At 56.7% G+C, this 20,633-nt stretch carries 14 protein-coding genes and 6 pseudogenes; 11 read left to right on the forward strand and 9 right to left on the reverse strand.

What is annotated here, in order from left to right; genetic code table 11:
- The 6 genes and pseudogenes from BGK68_RS28225 to BGK68_RS08410 form a co-directional block, all read left to right on the forward strand.
- Nucleotides 1–425 (forward strand): annotated as a pseudogene (locus tag BGK68_RS28225) (integrase core domain-containing protein); the annotation flags it as partial.
- 157 nt (nucleotides 426–582) lie between these two features.
- Nucleotides 583–909: a hypothetical protein gene (locus tag BGK68_RS08390; RefSeq protein WP_075256723.1), complete on the forward strand. Its 327-nt coding sequence runs from the start codon at nucleotides 583–585 to the stop codon at nucleotides 907–909.
- Nucleotides 910–1,030: 121 nt separating this feature from the next.
- Entirely contained in the window at nucleotides 1,031–2,593 is a 1,563-nt protein-coding gene (locus tag BGK68_RS08395) for a methyl-accepting chemotaxis protein (protein WP_075256724.1), read from the forward strand.
- The gene (locus BGK68_RS08400; RefSeq protein WP_143432995.1) at nucleotides 2,586–3,215 is read left to right on the forward strand and encodes a hypothetical protein; all 630 of its coding nucleotides are present in this window, start codon (nucleotides 2,586–2,588) and stop codon (nucleotides 3,213–3,215) included. The genes BGK68_RS08395 and BGK68_RS08400 overlap by 8 nt, the downstream gene beginning before the upstream one ends.
- Before the next feature lie 146 nt (nucleotides 3,216–3,361).
- A complete protein-coding gene (locus BGK68_RS28600) occupies nucleotides 3,362–4,912 on the forward strand; it encodes a methyl-accepting chemotaxis protein (protein WP_324617596.1) in 1,551 nt (516 codons plus the stop codon).
- 477 nt (nucleotides 4,913–5,389) lie between these two features.
- Nucleotides 5,390–5,703 (forward strand): annotated as a pseudogene (locus tag BGK68_RS08410) (transposase).
- A 165-nt stretch (nucleotides 5,704–5,868) separates the two neighbouring features.
- On the opposite strand, the gene BGK68_RS08415 reads toward BGK68_RS08410, so the two are convergent.
- The 3 genes and pseudogenes from BGK68_RS08415 to tnpC all read right to left on the reverse strand — a co-directional run.
- Complete coding sequence (locus BGK68_RS08415) at nucleotides 5,869–9,486, reverse strand: autotransporter domain-containing protein (protein ID WP_158035433.1); 3,618 nt, start codon at nucleotides 9,484–9,486, stop codon at nucleotides 5,869–5,871.
- Nucleotides 9,487–10,088: 602 nt separating this feature from the next.
- A pseudogene (locus tag BGK68_RS08420) lies at nucleotides 10,089–10,917 on the reverse strand (IS3 family transposase); the annotation flags it as partial.
- 47 nt (nucleotides 10,918–10,964) lie between these two features.
- Nucleotides 10,965–11,857, reverse strand: a pseudogene (gene tnpC / locus BGK68_RS08425) (IS66 family transposase); the annotation flags it as partial.
- A gap of 274 nt (nucleotides 11,858–12,131) precedes the next feature.
- Here tnpC and BGK68_RS27155 point away from each other — a divergent pair.
- The 4 genes and pseudogenes from BGK68_RS27155 to BGK68_RS08450 form a co-directional block, all read left to right on the forward strand.
- A pseudogene (locus BGK68_RS27155) lies at nucleotides 12,132–12,526 on the forward strand (site-specific integrase); the annotation flags it as partial.
- Nucleotides 12,527–12,714: 188 nt separating this feature from the next.
- Nucleotides 12,715–13,140, forward strand: coding sequence for a hypothetical protein (locus BGK68_RS08435; protein ID WP_075256728.1), 426 nt, complete (start codon nucleotides 12,715–12,717; stop codon nucleotides 13,138–13,140).
- 19 nt (nucleotides 13,141–13,159) lie between these two features.
- The gene (locus BGK68_RS08440; protein ID WP_075256729.1) at nucleotides 13,160–13,597 is read left to right on the forward strand and encodes a response regulator; all 438 of its coding nucleotides are present in this window, start codon (nucleotides 13,160–13,162) and stop codon (nucleotides 13,595–13,597) included.
- Between the two features lie 268 nt (nucleotides 13,598–13,865).
- A protein-coding gene (locus tag BGK68_RS08450; protein WP_143432996.1) for an IS3 family transposase occupies nucleotides 13,866–14,947 on the forward strand; the annotation gives its coding sequence in 2 pieces (ribosomal slippage) (nucleotides 13,866–14,124 and nucleotides 14,124–14,947; 1,083 coding nt in all).
- Between the two features lie 56 nt (nucleotides 14,948–15,003).
- Here BGK68_RS08450 and BGK68_RS28240 read toward each other — a convergent pair.
- Nucleotides 15,004–15,225 (reverse strand): annotated as a pseudogene (locus BGK68_RS28240) (IS3 family transposase); the annotation flags it as partial.
- On the opposite strand from BGK68_RS28240, the gene BGK68_RS08455 reads away from it, so the two are divergent.
- Entirely contained in the window at nucleotides 15,163–15,702 is a 540-nt protein-coding gene (locus BGK68_RS08455; RefSeq protein ID WP_233149263.1) for a glutathione S-transferase family protein, read from the forward strand. The pseudogene BGK68_RS28240 and the gene BGK68_RS08455 overlap by 63 nt on opposite strands.
- A gap of 12 nt (nucleotides 15,703–15,714) precedes the next feature.
- On the opposite strand, the gene BGK68_RS08460 is transcribed toward BGK68_RS08455, so the two are convergent.
- The 5 genes from BGK68_RS08460 to BGK68_RS08480 all read right to left on the reverse strand — a co-directional run.
- Nucleotides 15,715–17,109 (reverse strand): FGGY-family carbohydrate kinase, encoded by a 1,395-nt coding sequence (locus BGK68_RS08460; RefSeq protein ID WP_075256731.1) that lies wholly within the window; start codon nucleotides 17,107–17,109, stop codon nucleotides 15,715–15,717.
- Between the two features lie 11 nt (nucleotides 17,110–17,120).
- A complete protein-coding gene (locus tag BGK68_RS08465) occupies nucleotides 17,121–17,435 on the reverse strand; it encodes an L-rhamnose mutarotase (RefSeq protein WP_075256732.1) in 315 nt (104 codons plus the stop codon).
- Between the two features lie 7 nt (nucleotides 17,436–17,442).
- Entirely contained in the window at nucleotides 17,443–18,456 is a 1,014-nt protein-coding gene (locus tag BGK68_RS08470; RefSeq protein WP_075256733.1) for an ABC transporter permease, read from the reverse strand.
- Nucleotides 18,453–19,490: an ABC transporter permease gene (locus BGK68_RS08475; RefSeq protein ID WP_075256734.1), complete on the reverse strand. Its 1,038-nt coding sequence runs from the start codon at nucleotides 19,488–19,490 to the stop codon at nucleotides 18,453–18,455. Before BGK68_RS08475 ends, BGK68_RS08470 begins: the two co-directional genes overlap by 4 nt.
- Nucleotides 19,481–20,633 (reverse strand): sugar ABC transporter ATP-binding protein (locus BGK68_RS08480; protein ID WP_233149264.1); only part of this gene is annotated, 1,153 nt, incomplete at its 5' end. The genes BGK68_RS08480 and BGK68_RS08475, both read right to left, overlap by 10 nt.

Raw genomic sequence — 20,633 nt, forward strand, 5'->3', positions numbered from 1 at the left:
TCACGAGCGATGAGGTAGGGCAAAAGCTCAGAGGCGAACATGTGGTCGAGATGCTCAATCGCTTGGTGGCGCAACGCGGTGCACCGAAGTATGTATTTGTAGATAACGGAAGCGAATTCTCTGGGCGCTTGATGGACCTATGGGCTTACCACTACGGCGTGCGTATCGACTTTAGCCGCCTTGGAAAGCCAACCGACAATTGCCATATCGAGACGTTTAACGGATCATTCCGGGATGAATGCCTCAATGTGCATTGGTTCAGCTCCTTGGCAGAGGCCAAGGCGATCATTGAGGATTGGCGCAGGGACTACAATGAGAGCAGGCCTCACTCTGCTCTCAATGACATGACACCACTCGAATTCGCAAGTCGGGTAAGGGATTCAGGTCTGGAGCAAGAAATTTTAACGCCGAAAACTAACTCTTAAAATGGTCCGGCGTTCCGTAGCGGATCAGGAAGGCCAGAACTCACTTACAAGGTGGCTACAAGATTCGTCTCAGGTCATAGGGAGAATCCTGATTTCGCCAATCACCATACAACCCTACGATGTTAGTACGTGATAAGTATTAATAAGGGAGTGGGATATGGATGATTTCTTGGCGTCATTTCTTTGGTTGTCATTAGTCTGCATTCTAAGTGGCGGACTGATATTTGGCATTTGGATCTTTAGGCTTGGCGCAAAAACTAAACCTCGTTATTTCAGAAAAGCCGAGATCGACCTCTCCGGTCAGCAGGAGGTGTGCAGTCTGAATACCTATTTCCACTGTGACGAGATGCCGGAGGTGGATATCTGCGACGATGCCCTAGCCCTTATAAAAATACCTTTTAACAGGCTGGAAGCATGTAAAGCTAATTCCTATGTGCCGGGAATGACTTTATTTGCTGTCGCTATTTATCGGCTGCAGTCTTGATATACAAGAATAGTTCATGGTTGGCTGTAGCATTTCACTGAACATCTGGTGACCGTCAACTGCTTCAGAATCAAAAATTTATTGTTTGTATTTTGCAGCTTAGCTGAACCTGAGAGGGTATATGAATTGGTTTTACGATCTTAAAATTGCAAAAAAACTCTTGCTTTCGTTTTCTTTGGTTCTGATATTGTCTGCGATATCTGGAGTCTTTTCCGTCATTGCGTTGGGTAAGGTGAACACTGCTTCGACTGAACTTGCTACCAACTGGCTCCCTACCATCCGCACATTGGCGGACATCAAATTGCTGCTAGCTAGAGTTCGCAGCAACGAAGCTCAATTGGCTCTTTACCATGACGATAAAGATTCAACTCGGATTTTGATTAAGCGTACAGATATGGTGATCACTGAGCTTAATGCTGCGGTCAGGCTTTATGAAACGCAAATATCCCAGCCAGAAGAAAAAGCACTTTACCCTGAGATGCATTCCAAGATAGCAAAATTGCTTAGTGCGCATGCAAGTATCATCGCGGCGATTCAGGGGCAGGGCGAAGCGGAAGCCAAAAAATTATTTGCTGGCGAGTCCTCTGATATCTACTTTTCTCTTCTTGAAGGGATCGATAAACTTACGAGGGTGAATCAGATTGGGAGTGACAAATCCTCCCAAGAGGCGGATCTGACGTTTGAACGTGCCCGACTGTTTATAATCGTGCTCCTGAGTGGCGCACTCACTATTGGATTGGTATTGGCAATTTTCGTCGCCCGCGTTATTTCCGTACCACTCAAGTCTGCTGTTACCGTGGCACAGCAGGTTGCGGCTGGTGATTTATCAACACATATTAATCCATCCAGCAAAGACGAGACGGGCGAGTTGATGTTATCGCTCAAGAAAATGAACGATAGCCTTCACAGTATCGTTAGCCAGGTTAGAAACGGCACAGATACTATCGCTACTGCATCTAGCCAGATCGCTATTGGCAACCTCGATCTTTCTAGTCGCACAGAGGAACAGGCGAGTTCGCTCGAGGAAACCGCATCCGTAATGGAAGAGATAACGGCCACAGTTAAACAGAATTCTGATAACGCCCGACAAGCTAATCAACTTGCAAAGTCCGCTTCAAAGATTGCGGTAGATGGAGGCAAGGTTGTCGGCCAGGTGGTTCATACCATGTCTTCCATCAACGAATCTTCAAAGCAGATTGTCGAAATCATCAGTGTTATCGATGGCATTGCATTCCAGACTAATATCCTTGCGCTCAATGCTGCTGTTGAGGCAGCACGTGCTGGTGAGCAAGGTCGTGGATTTGCGGTAGTGGCCACTGAAGTTCGTAGCCTCGCTCAACGCTCTTCTTCTGCGGCGAAAGAGATCAAAGCACTTATCGATAATTCGGTGGCTCAAGTCAATGAAGGTAGTCGCTTGGTGGAGACCGCTGGTAAAACAATGGGAGATGTTGTTGCTAGCGTACAGCGGGTGACTGACATCGTTTCCGAGATTACTGCGGCCAGTGTTGAGCAAACACAGGGAATTGAAGAAATAAACCGTGCAATCAGCCAGATGGACGAGGTGACTCAGCAAAACGCTGCCTTAGTAGAGGAAGCAGCAGCAGCGGCGCAATCACTGCAAAATCAAGCTCAAAGTCTGTCAAGGGTTGTAAGCGTATTCACTCTGACAAGCACTCGTGGATGAAATAGCGTCCAGCGAGCACCGTGGGGATGCTCATGCAGAAGTGGAATTATTTTTATCGGACTATTTTGCTGACTTAATGCGCATTGCAATGAGGTCGGTTTTTAAAGCTAGGCATACATTAGAGCGTCGGATTAGAAAACTCCAGCGCCGCTGCGGCGATCCCCTCAGCCAGGCATGCTTACTTCGCCGGCAGTTCTGGGAAATTCAGCGATACAGCGCCACGGACTGGCGCATGTCCGACGGCGGCGGCTCCGGCAAGGGGTGCGACATCAGCAGCTTCTTCAGCCGCGCATCGGCCTCGACGTCACCTATCGAGTGGTACTTCCAAACGTTCCAGCATGCCGCGCGGGCTGATCCAGACGCGCGCCATCAGCGGCGGCAAGGGTGGCTGGCCTTTTTTGAGCACGCGGTCCTGCAACCAAGCATGCAACTGCACTACGACATCGTCCGGCGGATTGCCGAGCCATTTGGCGAACTGGCGTCGCGATGGGCCTACGTTCCCATCTTCCATATGCATAAAACAACTAGGAACAAATGCAGCATCGTCATGCTATTGCTGATTTTGCAACCAATCCTCACACTCACTCTGCTTTATTCTTATAACGACGAGATATGGATCTAAAAAATACACTAAAAAAGCCGTAATGGACTGAACAAAGCATTTGCGAGCAGTTCAGCAAAATTTGCTCATGCGACGCGTTTATCAAAATTACAAAAGTCGATGATCCTTAGGTGGATCGTTGAATGATTAGAAAAAAGGTGGAGAAAATGAAATTTTCAGACATGAGAATCGGGACGCGGTTATCACTAGCATTCGGTCTTTTGCTATGTCTCTTGTGCTCGATTGCACTGATTGGCTGGCAATCTTTGGCTGCAAACAACAGGCAGGTCGAGCTTATCGTTGGAGAAAACAATGTAACGATCGCTGCTGCTAACTCAATGCGTGGATTTCTCAATCAGGAAGCACGTTCTGTGCGAAACATCATTCTTTACGAAGATCCCGAAATTCGTCGTGAGCAGAAGGAAATCATTATTAAGACTCGCAAGCAGTATGACGACACTTTCGACAAATTGCGTTCGTTGATGGACACCAAGGCGGAACGGGAGCTCGCGGGCGAGCTCGAATCTGACAGAAACAAAGTCAGGCCAAACTTTGACAAGGTAATGTCACTTGCGGAAGCCGGGACTGAGAAAGACGCAGCATTACATCTGAGATCCGTTGTGCAGGCCCCCCAAGCTAAATGGTTCACTGACATGCAAGCGATGATTGATCTGCAGGAAAAGCAGAATAACGAAAGCATCACCCAAATGCGCGACGAGTACCAGCTCATCTTGAAAATTCTGTTCGGAGTGGCCATTGCCGCTACAGCCCTTGGTATATCCGCGGCATGGTACGTCACGCGCAGTATTACCGCCCCGCTGGGCGAGGCAGTCTATGTTGCCCAATCAGTCGCCAGGGGCGACTTGCGATCCGAGATTAACTCGACGCACAAGGATGAGACCGGGATACTGATCACCGCTCTGCGGACGATGAACAACAATCTGGCCGGCATTGTATGTGAAGTGAGATCAGGAACGAATATGGTGGCCACTGCATCGAGCCAAATCGCAAGTGGAAATCTTGAACTCTCCTCTCGTACCGAAGAGCAAGCCAGCTCTTTGGAAGAGACAGCTTCAGCACTTGAGGAGCTTACCTCTACGGTAAAGCAAAATGCCGAGAACGCCAAAGAGGCCAGTTCCCTAGCGATGCAAGCACGTGACATTGCGCTGAGAGGAGGAGGCGTGATGGGAAATGTGATTGAAAAAATGGCCGGCATTAGCGCATCATCGGAACAGATTGTGGACATTATTTCCGTCATTGATGGCATCGCTTTTCAAACTAATATCTTGGCGCTTAATGCGGCGGTCGAGGCTGCCCGCGCGGGTGAGCAAGGACGGGGCTTTGCAGTCGTCGCTTCCGAAGTACGAAACTTAGCGCAACGCTCCGCCGCCGCAGCCAAGGAAATTAAAATGCTCATCGATGATTCCGTCAACAAAGTCGAGGACGGTAGTGCTCTCGTTGCCCAGGCTGGCGCGACCATGCAAGAAGTGGTCACTAGTGTTCAGCGTGTGACGAACGTTATCCAGGAAATAAGCACTGCCAGCAATGAACAAACAGAGGGCATTTCGCAGATCAACATGGCTATGGCACAGATGGATCAGGTTACACAACAAAATGCCGCACTGGTGGAGGAGGCCGCCGCAGCAGCTGGCGCATTAGAGGATCAGTCTGCCAAGCTTCTGCACTCAGTTAGCATATTCAAAGTCAAAGAAAGATGAATCATTCGCAGCATAATGCCTTACTTAAACGTCATGGGGAATTTATTGACTATGTAGCGGCCAATGGCGGGAGTATCAGAATTTTCGTGTTCAAGACGGGTATAGTTAAACAACGGGTCGTACGAATCGAGCAGCGTAGAGGATAGCAAACTGGTTCATCTCGGTCTTTGAGGTGTCTTAATCTAAACTTGATCTGACAGAAACCGACTATTCTTCTATCAGAACTGGATCGGATGTCGGCATTGTCCGATTTAGCTGTTTTGCAAGAGCCAGATGCTTGCTATCGATGAAGGTTTGCATCGGCGTCTTGCCGAAACAATGTTTAGCTGTAGTAGTTCCGACTTGATCGGACAGTAATGCCTTGCCAAAGGGTGGGGTTACCCGGTTTGATAGAGGTGCGAATCTTTATTAAACCAGCGCGCAAGTGTAATGACCCACTCAAAACCTACTCAGTAGATAATCCAGAAAGGAGATCAAATGAGCATGGTGATGGAAGAAGAATTCAAACGTTGGACAGCCAAGCGCAAAGCGGCGCTGGTGATGGAAATCATCCAGGGTAAGACGACGGTGTCCGAGGTCAGCCGGGCGTTCGATATTCCGCCGTCAGAGATCGAAGAATGGGTCGACGAAGAGCGTAAAGGGATGGAGAACGCCTTACGGGCCAAGCCCCTGGATGTCAAAGAACAGTACGAGCGACAGCTCAAGGAACTCCAGGAAGCGTACGGCGAAGCCATGCTGGAGTTGCGCGCCAGAAAAAAATGGCGTCCCTGTTGGGCGAGGAAGACAAGTAATCGAGACCATCCGCCAGGGACTCAAGCAAGATGGTTTCGATGTCGCGGTAAGCAAAATCTGCGAGTGGTTCGACATTCCACGACGCACGGTCTATTACAAACTTCATCCGGCTAGATCCCGTGGATGCTAAGCCATGATGCTGGATTTGCTGAAATCGTGCTTCGTCAGAACTTCCAGGAGAGTCCCGCCTTGAAGCCGTTTTCGACTCCAGTGGCCGCGAACCAACCTTGGTAGGCGACATCGACCGACAGGTTGCCGTTGATCCCGGTGCTCGCACCTAGCTCCACGACGAAGGCGTCACGAGCGATCGGCGTGCCGGCGGCTGCGAAGGTAGGACTGCCTGCCGCAAAACTGAGGGACGCGTCGGGCGTCGCGCTGCCATAGGCGTGCCGCCAGCCGAGTGTGCTCCTGGCCGTCACAGTCGACCCGGGGAGGTCGAATGCTTTCGTCAGCCGCACGCCCAGTGTCGACAGCAGGAGGTCGTTGGCAAATCCGCCGGAGCGGAGGGCCACCGAGCCACCGTCTTCGGTGAAGCCGCCATCGTGTAGCGCAACATAAGTGATATTGGCGAACGGCTCGATCAAAGCTTCGTCACTTCCGAAGCGCCAGCCCGTCTCACCGAATATCTGCCCCAGATCGGCGCCGTATTTCGCGGACAGGCTCCCGTCAACGATCCCCGGCGTGAAGAGTGTGCGCGTCGTCTTGATCTCGGAATGGCTATAGCCGGCCCCGACGCGCAGCGTCAGGCCGTTCTCGAAGCGCCGTCCAGCATAAAGTCCGAGCGCGTAGCTATCGGCGTGGCCGGAACCCAAGCCATCGGCGAGGCTCAATCCTGTATGTCCATAGGCAACGAGCCCGCCGATCCGCCAATCATTGTCGAGCACGCCATCGGCTCCGGCTAGGAAGCCATCGGCCGAGCGATCGGAGGCCGCATTACCGTCCTGGCCATCGCTCCGGCCCCAGGACCTGAAGCCGTGCATATAGACGATCGATGCCCCGGAGACGTCACGCGCGAGGATTGCTGTATTGCCCGAGGGAGCCCCGTCGATACCTGCTCCTGCGCGGTCCAGCGCCTGCGTGCGCAGGAACCGGCTGTCTTCAAGCAGCGACGCGGCCATGCCGGCATGGATCTGGCCAGAGAGCTGATCGAACAGCGGCGGCAGCGCACTCGGAGCGGAATTGGCGAGCACCGTTTCGTAGATAGGGGTTCCAGGAGTCATGCCGTCGAGTGCGGTCGCGACAGATCGGCCGCTCTCGGACGAGGCAAACGATGCGAAATGGACCCCATTGCGCTTGAGGCTCAGATCGACCGCGCCGGCAGAATAGGCGAGATCGGCATCGATGAAGGTGAACCCGCTGTTGACGACGGGGCCGAGCCGGCCGGTCACACCGCCCGCCGCGCTGAGAATGGTGGAGTGGGAGCCCAGCAGGCCGCCAGCCTTGCCCGGCGATAGCCAGCCGCTGGTATTTTCCTTCCGCAATTCGAGCGAAGCGCCGTTCAGATCGACGCCACCACCGACCAGGAGGCTGTCCATGCGCCCGTCAGGCGCGACCTCGACTCGGTAGACGCCGCCCGGCGCGAAGCGGACGTTGCCGGTCACGTTCAGCGTTCCGACCGAGTTGCCGGGCGCGAGCGTTCCCCCGGAGGCGACATCCAGCGAGGCGATCCGTCCATTGCCGCCAAGCGTTGCCCCGGATGCGACCATCACGCCCGATGCGAGCGACCCATTCACCGAAAGCAGGCCACCTGTCACGCGCGTATCGCCGGCAAATGTGTTTGCACCGGTCAGATTGAGCTGACCAGCGCCCAGTTTGGTGAGACCGCCATGGCCTGAGATTGAACCGTCATAGGTGCTTGATTGATCGTCTGCCCCCACCGACAGGCGTGATGCACCGAGGTCCACCGATCCCGATCCCGAAAGGCCGCTGACCGTCGCGTCCGACAGAAGCGCCAGGCGGCCTGTCTTGCCGATCGTCACGCGCCCCGCATCAGGAAGCGCCTGCACGCCCGACACAGCCAGCGTACCCGCCGCGATCTCCGTGCCGCCCAAGTAGTCGTTTCTGCCCGACAAGGTCAGCGTGCCTGCACCGAGCTTGGCGAGGCCGCCCAAGCCCGAGATCGTTCCGGCGAATAGGCTGGAGGATCCGTCTGCACCCGCCGAGAGCCACGACGTGCCGAGAGCAACGGAACCGGAACCCGAAAGACCTCCGATCGTCTCGTCTGACAGCAACGCTAACCGGCCCGTCTTATCAATTGCCAACATTCCCGCGTTCGGAAGGGCAGCCCCACCCACCGCGATCAGCGTGCCGCCTGCGATCGTGGTGCCCCCCGAATAGGTATTGGTACCGGTGAGAGCCAGGGTGCCGGTGCCGAGTTTGGTGAGCGAGCCGGTGCCCCCGATATCGTTGGCGAAGCTGTCGAACGCCGAGAAACCGCCCTTGGCTGCATCCATGGTCACCGTGACCGGGCCGTTGAAAGCACCGTAGCCGTCGGCCGCCGCGTAGAGGTTCAGGCGGGCCCAGAAGCCGAGTTTGCCGCTGTCGAAGGGAACGCCGCCGACGACCTGGGTGGTGAACAGCACGTCGGTGCGCTGTTCCGGTGTCAGGTAGGGAAAACGGGTCGCAAGGAGGGCTTGTGCCGCCGGATCCGTGATGGCCAGCAGAGTGCCGTTGGTGGCGCTCGTCCCAGGCATTCCGTAGGTGAGACGATAGTTATAGTCGGCCTTGTTCTTTGCCTTGTCGGCAAAACGATCACTCGTCGCATTGGCGGCGCTGGCGGCACACGCTTGTATGCTGCTGCCGCAATCTGCGGACAGAGCGGTGCGCAGGTCGACGCTAGCCGTGGCCAGTTGGGCCTGGAAGTCCAGAATGCTTAAACCGGCGCGGGTGCCGACATAGTCCGGATCGTTCGCGAGCAGGTGGGCGAGATCGTGCGTGGCGAGGATACGTCCGGCAATCACGTCAAGCGGATAATGTGCGCCCAGAACAATGCGGCTGTTCCCGAATTCCGACGCCTGGGTCAAGGCTTCCTTGTAACGTTCCGGAACCATCGACGCGAACAACAGTGAGAAGGCGTAGCCGGCGACCGTATGTCCGCTCGGGAAGGACGGGCTGTTACGGGTGTCCGACGCGGGCCCCACCAGATAGGAGAAGCTGTTGACCTTGTTCCCGAAGAAGTCAACCGCCTCCCAGCCTTGTATCGAGCCGTATTCTCCCCTCGCGCCCTGGAACAGGCGCGGGTTGCCGTACTTGTCGCCCCCGGGCGCACCGGCCGGCAGGCCGTACGCTTTTCCGAGCACATCGAATTGTGCGCCGGGTGGCAGGGCCGCGAGCGCTGCAGCGCTAATGGGGGTCTTTCCGTCGATCGTACCGTTGCTAAAGATGTATTTGATTACACCGGAGTTGCCGCCCGCGGTGCCAGTGCCGAAATTGAGGAGATCCTTGATGTTTTGTGAAAGGTAGAAGGTGCCCGCCTTATCGTTTCTGGCTTTATAGATGGCTGACATCCGGCTGCCGAGTGCTTCGGAAAAACTCCAGTCACTGCCGACGGCATCGTAGACGGCCCGCGCTCTGCTCGCGGCGTCGGCCTGATTGTTGATTTGCACCCCCAGCCTGATGTTCTGGTCCAGCAGCGAGCGGCCAGCCACAGTATTGTTCAGCGTCGAGAATTCACCCAGAAGTTCGGTTCCCCGAATGTTGATAGCGCTCTGAGCGAGCGCACTCTCGTGCTCCAACCAGCAAGCAATCAAGGTTGCAGCAGATACAGTCATATTTAGTTTCATCGAAATATCCCCCCCCATCAGTGAAATGATTGCTGAAAATTCCGCATATTACTGAACCACCAGTCCGCCATATTTGTTGCGGCTTTAGATTCCATGATCTGTGCGTGCACTATCATGATCGCGGTCTGTTACGCTCTTATGACGACGATCTCTGATGCGAGGAGAGTGGAACCGGGCGGCGTCAAGCAGGACACGCTGGATGCACCGCTGCACCCCCAAGGGTTATACGGCGCCTCCCTGAATCCTATAAGCGAATATTGAGGTGTACAGGTGGGGAATCTGCATGGCTGCTGGGGACGGCGACCGTCGTAAATTGCACGAAAATCAAACAGTCCCTCTTTCTGCAATACGTTCCGATCTCACGACTGGCGTGGTATGCGCCCTGGCAGTTCATGGCCCCGGTATGTCGCGTGGCAATCCGCATCCATCAGCACCTATTGACTCCTTGAGCTGATCTCGGTTCGTCGCTAATCAGCTATGTTTAGGCTAAGTCTAGCCAGCTAAGCTGAATCTGAATTGTCCTATTCTTGCTCTGGAGTCTGCCGTGAACTTGAATGCAAACAGGGAAATACCGAGTCTGCTCAACAAGGTGCCCGAGGTCACTATGCCTTTCTGTGTAGTGGCCAAGTCATTCCGGACACTGCGTTAAGTTTTTCTTCGGCGACGGCCGGTGCCAATCCCTCGTTAAATTGATGCGGCCGTATCCAGTTGTAGCGATGCATTAAATAGTGGCTGAGGTTTCGCTGTGCGTGTTGATCTGTAATGTAACCCATCTCTGGTATCCATTCCGATTTCAAACTTCTGAACAGTCGCTCCATTGGCGAGTTTCCCAGCAATTTCTACGCCGGCTCATGCTTTGTTCGATCCGATAGCGCCAGAGGCGTTGACGGAATTTTCGGCTAACATATTGACCGCCCTGATCGGAATGAAACATCAGACCCTGCGGCCGGCCGCGCTGTGCGTAGGCCATCTCCAGCGCTTGCACAACCAAATCTGCATCTGGTCTATCCGAGAATGCCCAGCCCACAACTCTGCGCGTATAAAGATCCAGTACCGCTGCCAAATAATGCCACCGGCCTTGTGCCCAGACGTAAGTAATATCGCCGCATTACACTTGGTTTGGACCGCTGACATCGAACTGCCGGTTGAGATGATTCGGGATGTCGATTTGCTCAACCGTCGCCCGCTTGTAGGCATGGCGTCCAGGTTGCTTGCAAATAAAATCCAGCTCTTCCATCAAGCGGCAATCTTGAAACGGCCGATCGATATCCCGTCATCGCGCATCATGCCCATGATGCTCCGGCTGACTGCCGAACTGCGACTCTCGACGAACAGCTCGTGGACACGGCTGCGTAAAACCATTCGTTGCGCGTCCGGTCGGCGTGATCGTAGACGATGCGCATACACACAGGAACGAGGTACTTCGTAAGCGATCAGTTAAAGACGCCTCTCAGCTTGCGTGGCCAGATGGTATGCAGTCAGTGGATGCTGGTGGGCATATTCCAGGGCAGCAGCGCGGCGTAGTCGTCGGCTGTGACCGCGTGCGGCAACCGAGTGAACAGCCAGACGAGGTAGCGATATGGTTCGATGCTGTTGGCTCGGGCCGTCTCGATCAACGAGTAAAGGTTGGCGCTGGCATGGGCGCTGGCCACGGTATCGGCGAACAGCCAGCCCTTTCTGCCGACGACCCAGGGCCTGATCGCGTTTTCGCAGAGATTGTTGCTTAGCGGCCAGTGGCCGTTTTCGACGAAGTGGATCAACTTGGGCCATTGCCCCTGCATGTACAGTAACGCACGGCCCAACAAGCTCGATGGCACCACCACAGGTAGCTTCGCAACCAACAGGGCCCGCAACGAGCCAAGACTGCGGCGCTGTAGCGCGCTCGTAGCCGTTGCTGGCGCGCAGACTCCCACGCTTGGCTGCGCGCCTCGGCGGCGAACAGTTTGCCGATCAAGCCCACGAACTGCGTGGCCGGCAGGTGTGGCTCGTGCAACGCCTTGGGCGCCGCTTGCTCGGCCTTGATGAAGCCACGGCGCACGTGCGCCCAACAGCCTAGGTGCACCAGCTGGTGAGTGCGGGCGATGCCGTTGTACAGCTCGTATCCATTCGTCATCAGGACGGCCCCAGGCTTCACGCCCGCATAGAGCTTTTGCACATGCTCGGCACCGCGCCCGGGCGAGTAGGCGAACAGCCGAACAGGCGGGCCTGAACCGTTGGCCTGGGCCCATAAATAGCTCTTGGTCTGGGGCTTGCGCTCGGGTTCCTTCAGGACCTGGAAGGTAGTCTCATCACCGTAGATGAGGTCGGACTCCAGCAGCGTATCGCGCAGCAGATTGATGACCGGCTGAACCGACTGGCCGACTCTCACCACGCGAAAGTGCTAAACCGAAGGTTCTATGTCTACTTTCTGGAGACCGCAATAAAATCGACAATCGAAAGCGTGATTGGCGTGGATATCGCAAAGCAAGTGTTCCAAGGTAAGCGTCAATTCACAGCCGTGTTGCCGCACTCATCGAATTATTCAATGATGACATCACCCCGCTGGGAAGCGGCGTGTTTCAAGCGGAAGTGATTTTTTCGACGTAATGCCAAGGCAGGAATTCATCAACCAGGTTCACCGGGTGATCTGCGATATGTGTGAGCACATGGACCTGAGCAAGTCTTTGGCTTGGATTCATCCAGACCAAGCAAAAGCTCGACGAGCTATCGCTGTACCGTTGAATGGGGAGGCCCTACGTGTTTTGACTAAGCGGCGAAATTTACACTCACAATTCGTGTTCACCTATAAGGAAAAACACATCGAAAAGGTCAGTACTGCCGCTTGGTAAAGGCGCTAAAGAGGGCTGGGATAAGTAACTTCAGGTGGCATGATTTGCGGCATACCTGGGCGAGGTGGCATGTTCAAAATGGGACTCCCGTATATGTCGTGCAAGAGCTTGGAGGTTGGGAAAGTTACGAGATGGTTCGCAAGTATGCTCATTTCAGTGCTGATCATTTAGGCGTTTTTGCCGTCGATATCGGTAGTTTGATGATCACATAATAGAAACCGTCGGTTATTCGGAAGGTTTTCATTTAAATGTACTAATGATCAATAATTATTTTACAACTTACAAAAAATATGCTAACTAGAAAATTCTGCGTGCTATCATTCATTGTCGAAAACCAATATTTCCAAGGGTAACTTTAGAAACTGTTTTATTTGCAACTTCACTACGGATTAATCACGTTATGGAAAAGATAGCTCCCGGTGTGCTTGGTGGGCCGCAAGAGCAGCTGCGGGCAATGATCAAGACTGTGAATGATCTTGCGAAGGATGTTGAGTATTTAAATCAGATTTTCTCTCATGCGGCGGACGTATTGCTGGCAGAGCTAACCGTTGATTTGGAGAATGACATTTTGCGTATTTTGGGGCAGGCATTCGATTCTCCAGACAAGTTCACTGAATACCAATCGGTATCGACTTTGTTACGTGAAATTGGCGCGGTGAAGTTTGTCCGTGCAATCCTCTGGAGCGAAAACACACATGATTTAGGTCTAGCTATTGCACTTGAGTCGGTTGTTCCTCTTTTCGAGGCTCTGGTGGAGAAATACCCGGTATTGCTACTTGGTCAAGCTAGGAATTCATTGCGTAATGTATTCAGTAAAGTAAGTTAAAGCTACTTAGAAGGTCGACATGCAAGCGAAAACCGATAGTGAGAAGTACCATTTTCTGGTTGTGGATGATTTTGGTACGATGAGGCGTATTGTTTCGGGCTTGCTGAAGCAACTTGATTACGTGCGAATTTCTGAGGCGGATGACGGAATTTCGGCCATGAAGATATTGGAGAGTGGTGGTAGCGATATCAATTTTATTCTAACGGATTGGAACATGCCGGGCATGGACGGCATGTCATTGCTGAAAAAGGTTCGAAGTACTCCAGATTTAATGCACTTGCCCGTACTTATGATTACGGCCGAGGGTAAAAGAGAAAACATTGTTGAGGCTGCGACCGCTGGAGCTGATGGCTATATCGTTAAGCCTTTCAATGCTGTAACGTTGAAAGAAAAAATAGACAAGATCATTAACCGTCGGAGTGCTATGGTTGCTGCGCGGTCTGGTGGTGAGGGATGAGCGATGAAGGTTGCTTCTGATGCCTTCAATTATTCGTCTTATCTCGTCACAATCAATCGGCGTCAATATGTGGTGGAATGCCGTCAACTTGGTGCCTCCAGCGAAAACGTTCAGCATCAATACCGTATACTGGTCGCAGGGCGAGTTATAAAAGATTGGACTGACGGGAATCTCGGTGCATATTTTCCCAGCGAGATTTAACTCACTGACCCGCCCCGAAGATTAGCAACAACAGTGAGTAGAATCCAATTCTGAAAGGAGTTGGATCATGAAGAAGCGCTTTAGTGAAGAGCAGATCATCGGGTTTCTGAAGGAAGCCGATTCAGGTCTGCCGGTGGTTGAGCTGTGCCGCAAGCATGGTTTCTCGGATGCGTCGTACTACAAGTGGAAAGCCAAGTACGGCGGAATGGAAGTGTCAGAGGCCAAGCGGCTAAAAGCTCTTGAGGACGAGAATGGCAAGCTCAAGCGTCTGCTGGCGGATGCTCTGTTGGACAATGCGGCCCTGAAAGACGTTGTCTCGCGAAAGTGGTAAGCCCACAGCAAAAGCGCGAAGCGGTTGCCGTTTTGAAAGCTGATTGGCAGCTGTCTGAACGCCGTTGTTGTGGGCTAATGAACATATCGACCTCGGTGCTTCGCTACCAGGCCAGGGGCGATGACAATGGAGCGCTTACTGAACGAATCACGGCGCTGGCTGGCCAGCGCCGACGCTTTGGCTATCGGCGGATTCATGTTCTGCTGCTGCGGGAAGGCTGGATGATCAATGTGAAACGGGTCTATCGACTGTATTGCAAAGCCGCTTTGGGCGTACGGCGTCGCCTTCGCAAGCGCATTGGAATGACCGAACGGCTACCGCTGCTGCTGCCGGACCAGGCCAACCGCGCTTGGTCAATGGACTTCGTTCATGATCGGCTGGCTGACGGACGCCGTATCCGCTGCCTCAATATCGTCGACGATTTCACAAAGGAAAGCGTGGCGATCGAAGTCGACACGTCGATCTCTGGACTACGAGTAGGCCGAGTCTTAGATAAAGTTGCCCAAGGACGGCCGTTGCCAACCATGATCCGTGTTGATCATGGTCCAGAATTTACCAGTCTGGCACTCGATGCCTGGGCGGCTGAGCGCGGCGTGAGACTGGCGTTTACCCAGCCGGGCAAGCCAACACAGAATGCCTACATCGAGAGCTTCAATGGCCGGTTCAGGGACGAGTGCCTCAATGATCACTGGTTCTCGACCTTGCATGAAGCTCGTTACAGGATCGAAGCATGGCGCCAGGATTACAATTCAATGCGGCCACATAGCGCACTGAACTACGCTACGCCAGCAGAGTTTGCGGCCCAACAGGTTTATTAACGGATTCTACTGCTCGGTGAAGCTAATTTCTGGGAGCAGGTCAATCGCACAGCTCCCCATTTCTCGCCAAACCGCTCTGCCTTGAATTGCCGCTGAAGCAAATTCGCCACATGGAAGTGCGCAGGGCCGCGATACGATCGGTACTTCTTCGGTCTTACAAGCGATTTCAGGCCCAATTGCGTCATCAGGCGCTTCACCGTCTTGTGGTTGATCAGTTGGCCCGCCTGTTTCAGCGTATCCGTGGCGCGGCGGTAACCATACCTGCTTTTGTGCCGGTCATCGAAGACGGCGATCTGCTGCTGGCCGAATCGGCGGCCATCGTCGAATACATCATTACGGTGCATGGCGACGGGCGGCTCAAGCTGGCGCCGCAGCATCCCGACTACGCTGCCTACCTGTACTGGTTCCATTTTTCCAACGGCAACCTGCAATCGGCCATGCTGCGCAACATGACGGTGCAGCGTATCGGACTGGAGCCGGGGCACCCGGTCCTGGCCGCCACCTGCGGCCGGGTCGAGCGCGTGCTGTCGCTGCTGGAAGACCGGCTCGGCCAGGTCCCTTATCTGGCTGGCGGCGAATTCACCGCAGCAGATGTGATGAGCCTGTTCTCGCTGAGCACCATGCGCCTCTTCCAGCCGCTCGACCTGTCTGCCTACCCGCACATTCTGGCCTACCTGCGGCGGCTGGGCGAGCGGCCTGCCTATCGCCGTGCGATGGCCAAGGGCGACCCTGGCCTGGTGCCGAAACTGGATTGATCGGAGGCGAGCTCAGAGGCGTGTGCAGTCCAGCGCACAATCCTGCTGCGCCAGTGCGGCACGCCAGGCTTGTCGATAGCCTTCCAGGCCGCGCAAGGACATCGGCGGCGCCGTGAGCGGTGCGCCGAGCCGGCCGCTGGCTGACGCATCAGTCCATTGCGCCAGCAGCCAGCCGCCGGCGGTGGTGCCGCAACTGTCCTGCGAACAGCTGACGCGGCGTTGCGTGAGCGCCGCCAGCAATGGCGCGAAATGCGGGTTGGCGCTAAAGCTGCCTTCGACGACGATGCCGCCCGGCGCATCCAGTTGTTCCAGGCAATAGTCGGTCATCAGCGCGCAATACAGCGTAGCCAAGGCATACATGTCGATGGTGCCCGTGACCGGTTCGCCGACGATCCTGCCTTCGCGTGCGGCAAACGGTCCGCCGCATCCGGCAAAGCAGGGCAGTGCCATCACTTGCGCCTCGACCAGCGCCTGCAGGTTTTCCACCGCACAATGCGCATGGGTGACTCCCGCCAGCTGCGCAAATTCGCGTCCGCCCATGAAACGCATGCAAGCCACCGGCTTGCCGACGACATTGACATTGGCCAGCATGTCGCCGTGTTGCTGCAGCGGCTCGAGCCGGCCGTCGAGGGCAGCGGCGATGACCCAGGTGCCGGTCGAGAGCACGATGCGGGCGCGGTCCTGCCCCGCTTCCAGGTGGCGCACCAGCGATGCGTTGCTGTCATGCACGCCGCACAACACCCGGCATTGCGCCGGTAATCCGGTGCGGGCCGCCAGCGCCGGACGCATTGTGCCCAGGGTTTCCCATGCGTGGCGCAATGGCGGCATCAGATGCGACCAGCCGCATTGTTCCACCAGCGTCGAATAGCTGGCTGTACCGGGTTGCCACAGGTCGGTGTGGCAACCCAGCGAACTCACCTCGGCGGCGATGACGCCGCACAGGCGCCATGCCCAGTATTGCGGGTACATCAGCAGATGGCGAGCGCGGCCGAATTCTTCAGGAAAATGCTGTTGTTGCCAATAGATCTGACGCCCCAGGTTAAGCCCCAGGTCAAGCTGCGGCGAGAAGGTCTGTTCGAACGGCGCGCGCAGCCCGTCATAGGCGGGCAGGCTGAAGTCGTGTTCGTAGTCGGCCACCGGCAGCACCAGGCCTTCTGCATCGATCAGCGCAGCGGTGGCGCCATGGGCGACCGGGACGATGGCGACAATGCGCCAGTTGCATGCCAGTCGCGTCAGGTTTTCCAGCAGCCAGGTCTCGATGGCGGCGACATCGTGGTGTGGATACGGACCGTCATGTCTGACCGCATTGGGGCGGCGACATACCGCCAGCTCGCTACCCTGGTCGTCCACCAGGGTCAGCTTGACGTTGGTCTTGCCGATATCGAATACGGCGGTGGCGTCATTCATGGTGGGGTCGGTCAGGGAAGGTGGAACATCGGTACCAGGTCCTGCGTGAGGGGGCGGCAATCCGCGCCGGTTTCCATCAGGTCGGCCATGCGTGTCCACCAGCGCTGCATCAGCGGGTGCCGCGGCAGGCTGTCCATGCCGTGTTGCGGCATGCGTCGCAAGACCGCAAACAGCTTGCCGCTATCGGCGTCGAGAAAGATGCTGTAGTCGCGCACGCCGCTTTGATGCAGCAGGGCCGTCAGTTCGGGCCAGATGGCGTCATGACGGCGGCGATACTCGTCGGCGCATCCGGTACGCAACTGCATGGTGAAGGCGATCTGTTGCATCGTGACCTCAACGACTGCGCCGGCCATTGAGCAGGCGCGGCACGGCAATCGTCACCAGCAGCAGTGCGCCCACCACGATGGTCATGATGATGCCGGGGATATTGGCCAGCGCCAGCCCGTAGGTCACCATGCCCATGGTCAGCACCGCCAGCATCACGCCGCCGATGGTGCCGATGCCGCCGGCAATGCTTACGCCGCCGAGGATCACCACGGTGATCACTTCCAGTTCCCAGCCCATGGCGATATTGGGACGGGTGCTGCCGATGCGCCCGGTCAACAGGCAGGCGGCCAGGCCGGCCATGGCGCCGGTCAGCGCAAACAGGGCCAGACGGTAGCGGTCGACCGCAATGCCCGAGAAACGTGCCGCGACCGGATTGTTGCCGATGGCATAGATGCGCCGCCCCCAGCGGGTGCCATGCAATGCGAGCGCAAACAAGGCCGCCGCTGCCAGCCACACCAGGAACGGGCGTGGGATGACGTCGAAGAAATAACCTTGGCCCCAGTCGCTGAGCAACTCGGGATAATTGGTGAATGCCTGGTCCCCCAGCACCACGCTGGCCAGACCGCGAAAGAGCGACATCGAGCCGATCGTCACCACGATCGAAGGCAGGGCCAGTCGCGTCACCAGCATGCCGTTGAGCAAGCCGCAGGCGGTGCCGGTGGCGACACCTGCCGCGAACAGGCCCATCGGTGGCACGCCATGCTGATTGGCCACGCCCATGGCCACCGACGCCAGTGCGATGATGGCCGCCACCGAGATATCGATTTCGCGGCAGATGATGAGCAGCGCCATCGGCAGCGCGATCAAGGCTTTCTCGCTGAAGTTGAAGGTGCTGTCGGCTAGATTGTAGGGATCCAGAAAATGCGGCAGCAGCAGACCGTTGATGGCCAGTACCGCCAGCAGCAGCACCGCCAGCAGGTATTCCCAATGGCGCAGCAGGTCGGCGCTGCGAAAGCGTGGCCGGTCTTCGATGCGGTAACGCGAGGTCTTGGTCGCGGTGGGCTCGCTCATGATGCTCATGCTGGCTTCCTGGCAGGTGAGGCCGGCAGGCCTGGGCCATGCAACGGCAGGATTTGCTTGTGACGGCCCTTCTCGCCACGGGCATTGATGACCACCGCCGACAGGATCACCAGACCGGTCAGTGCGCTTTGCCAGAACGGCGAGATCCGCACGATGGGCAGCGCGTTATTGATGACGCTCAAGAACAGCGCTCCCAATACCGCACCGCTGACATTGCCGACACCGCCGGCGATGCTGATGCCGCCGATCACGCAGGCGGCGATCACGGTCAATTCGAAGCCATAGGCAATTTCGGTGTAGGCCACCGCATAGCGCGCTACCCAGAGGTAACCGCACAGACCGGCCATTGCACCCGACAGGCCATAGGTCCAGAACAGCAGGCGCGGAGCGGCGATGCCGACGTAGGCGGCCGCCACCGGGTCGTTGCCGATGGCGTACAGATCGCGTCCGAAGCGCGTGTGGCGCGCCAGGAACCAGAGCGCCACGATGGCGGCGGCGGCCAGCCAGGCCAGATGGGTCAGTCCGCCCAGCCGTTCCAGCGGAAAACCGATGAAGTCGGCCGGCATGTTGCGCGACGACACCCAGGCCCCGCCCGACAGCACGAACACCAGTCCGCGAAAGATGCTCATGCTGCCCAGGGTGACCACGATCGGCGGCAATGCCAGATAACCGATCAGCCAACCGTTGAGCAGTCCTAGAGCTAAGCCGATGCATACCGCCGAGACGATGATCAGGCCCACCGGCAATTGCGGGAAGTTCATCGCCAGCAGGGCCGACATCATGCCCGAGAGGGCCAGGTTGGACGCCACCGACAGATCGATGCCGCGCGTGAGGATGACCAGCATCTGGGTCAGCGCCAGCATGATCACCACCGCGCTGTCGGTGAGCAGGTTGTCCATGCTCTGCCAACTCAGGAATGAGGGCGCGCGCAGGCCCACCAGCAGCACCAGCGCCACCGTGAGGGCGGCCAGCAGTGGCTCGCGTCGACGCCACAGCGCCTGGCCGTGGGAGGGATTCTGTGACGTCAATGGCATGGCGTGGTTCCTGTCAGGTGCGTGGTGCTGCCCGAGGCTGCCGCCGCCAGCAGTTCGGGGGTGGCCTGGTCGGTGTCGAAGACTTGCTGCATCGTGCCCTGGTGCATCACCACGATGCGGTCGGCCATGCCCATCACCTCGGGCAATTCGGACGACACCAGGATCACGGCCAGGCCCTGCTCCACCAGTTGGCCGATGAAACGATGCACGGCTGCCTTGGAGCCGATGTCGATGCCCTTGGTCGGTTCGTCCAGGATCAGCACGCGCGGCTTGGTGGCCAGCCACTTGGCCAGCACCACCTTTTGCTGGTTGCCGCCCGACAGCTGCGCCACCTGCTGATGGAAATGGCTGGCCTTCAATTCCAGTTGTTCGCACAGCTGGCGGGTAATCTCGAGTTCTTGCCGGCGATGACGACGCAGGAAGAAGCCGATGCCGGGCAGGATCGGCAAGGTGATGTTCTGGAAGATCGGCAGCGACAGCAGGGCGCCCTGGCGCTGGCGGTCTTCCGGCACATAGGCGATGCCATGCCGGATGGCTTGCGCCGGCGAATCCACCGTCACCACCTGGCCGTCGATGCGCAGCTTGCCGTGCGCCTGTGGCGACAGGCCGAACAGGGCCTGCATCACTTCCGAACGGCCTGCGCCCACCAGCCCGTAGAAGCCCAGGATTTCGCCACGGCGCAGCGAGAAGCTGACATCGTGGAACTCGCTCGGATGGCACAGGTGTTCCACTTCGAGCAGGGGCGCGCCGGACCGCGCCGGCGCATCCTGCGCTGGCGCCGGCCGCGCAAAGACCTGGCCGACCTCACGCCCGACCATCAGCGCCACCAGCTGCGGTTCGGTGATGTCGGCCAGCGCGCCGGCGGCGATGAAGCGGCCATCACGCAGCACCGTATAACGATCTGCCACCGCGAAGATCTCGTCGAATTTATGCGAGATGAAAATGACCGCCGTGCCGCTCGCGCGCAACTGGCCGATGATCCGATACAGCTCGCCGATCTCGTGGTGCGAGAGGGCGGCGGTCGGCTCATCCATGATCACCACCTTGGCGCGCTGCGACAGCGCCCGGGCAATTTCGACGAAGTGGCGTTGCGCCACGCTCAGGTCCTTGACCCGGGCCCGTATCGGCAGGGCCCCCTCGAGG

This window comes from Herbaspirillum camelliae (genome assembly GCF_001929405.1).
In the GTDB taxonomy this organism is placed as follows: Bacteria; Pseudomonadota; Gammaproteobacteria; order Burkholderiales; family Burkholderiaceae_D; genus Herbaspirillum; species Herbaspirillum seropedicae.

Coding starts and splice junctions, on each gene's coding strand:
- BGK68_RS08390 (WP_075256723.1), top strand. CDS start 583: ATGGATGATTTCTTGGCGTCATTTCTTTGGTTGTCATTAGTCTGCATT.
- BGK68_RS08395 (WP_075256724.1), top strand. CDS start 1,031: ATGAATTGGTTTTACGATCTTAAAATTGCAAAAAAACTCTTGCTTTCG.
- BGK68_RS28600 (WP_324617596.1), top strand. CDS start 3,362: ATGAAATTTTCAGACATGAGAATCGGGACGCGGTTATCACTAGCATTC.
- BGK68_RS08415 (WP_158035433.1), bottom strand. CDS start 9,486: ATGAAACTAAATATGACTGTATCTGCTGCAACCTTGATTGCTTGCTGG.
- BGK68_RS08435 (WP_075256728.1), top strand. CDS start 12,715: ATGGAAAAGATAGCTCCCGGTGTGCTTGGTGGGCCGCAAGAGCAGCTG.
- BGK68_RS08440 (WP_075256729.1), top strand. CDS start 13,160: ATGCAAGCGAAAACCGATAGTGAGAAGTACCATTTTCTGGTTGTGGAT.
- BGK68_RS08460 (WP_075256731.1), bottom strand. CDS start 17,109: ATGAATGACGCCACCGCCGTATTCGATATCGGCAAGACCAACGTCAAG.
- BGK68_RS08465 (WP_075256732.1), bottom strand. CDS start 17,435: ATGCAACAGATCGCCTTCACCATGCAGTTGCGTACCGGATGCGCCGAC.
- BGK68_RS08470 (WP_075256733.1), bottom strand. CDS start 18,456: ATGAGCATCATGAGCGAGCCCACCGCGACCAAGACCTCGCGTTACCGC.
- BGK68_RS08475 (WP_075256734.1), bottom strand. CDS start 19,490: ATGCCATTGACGTCACAGAATCCCTCCCACGGCCAGGCGCTGTGGCGT.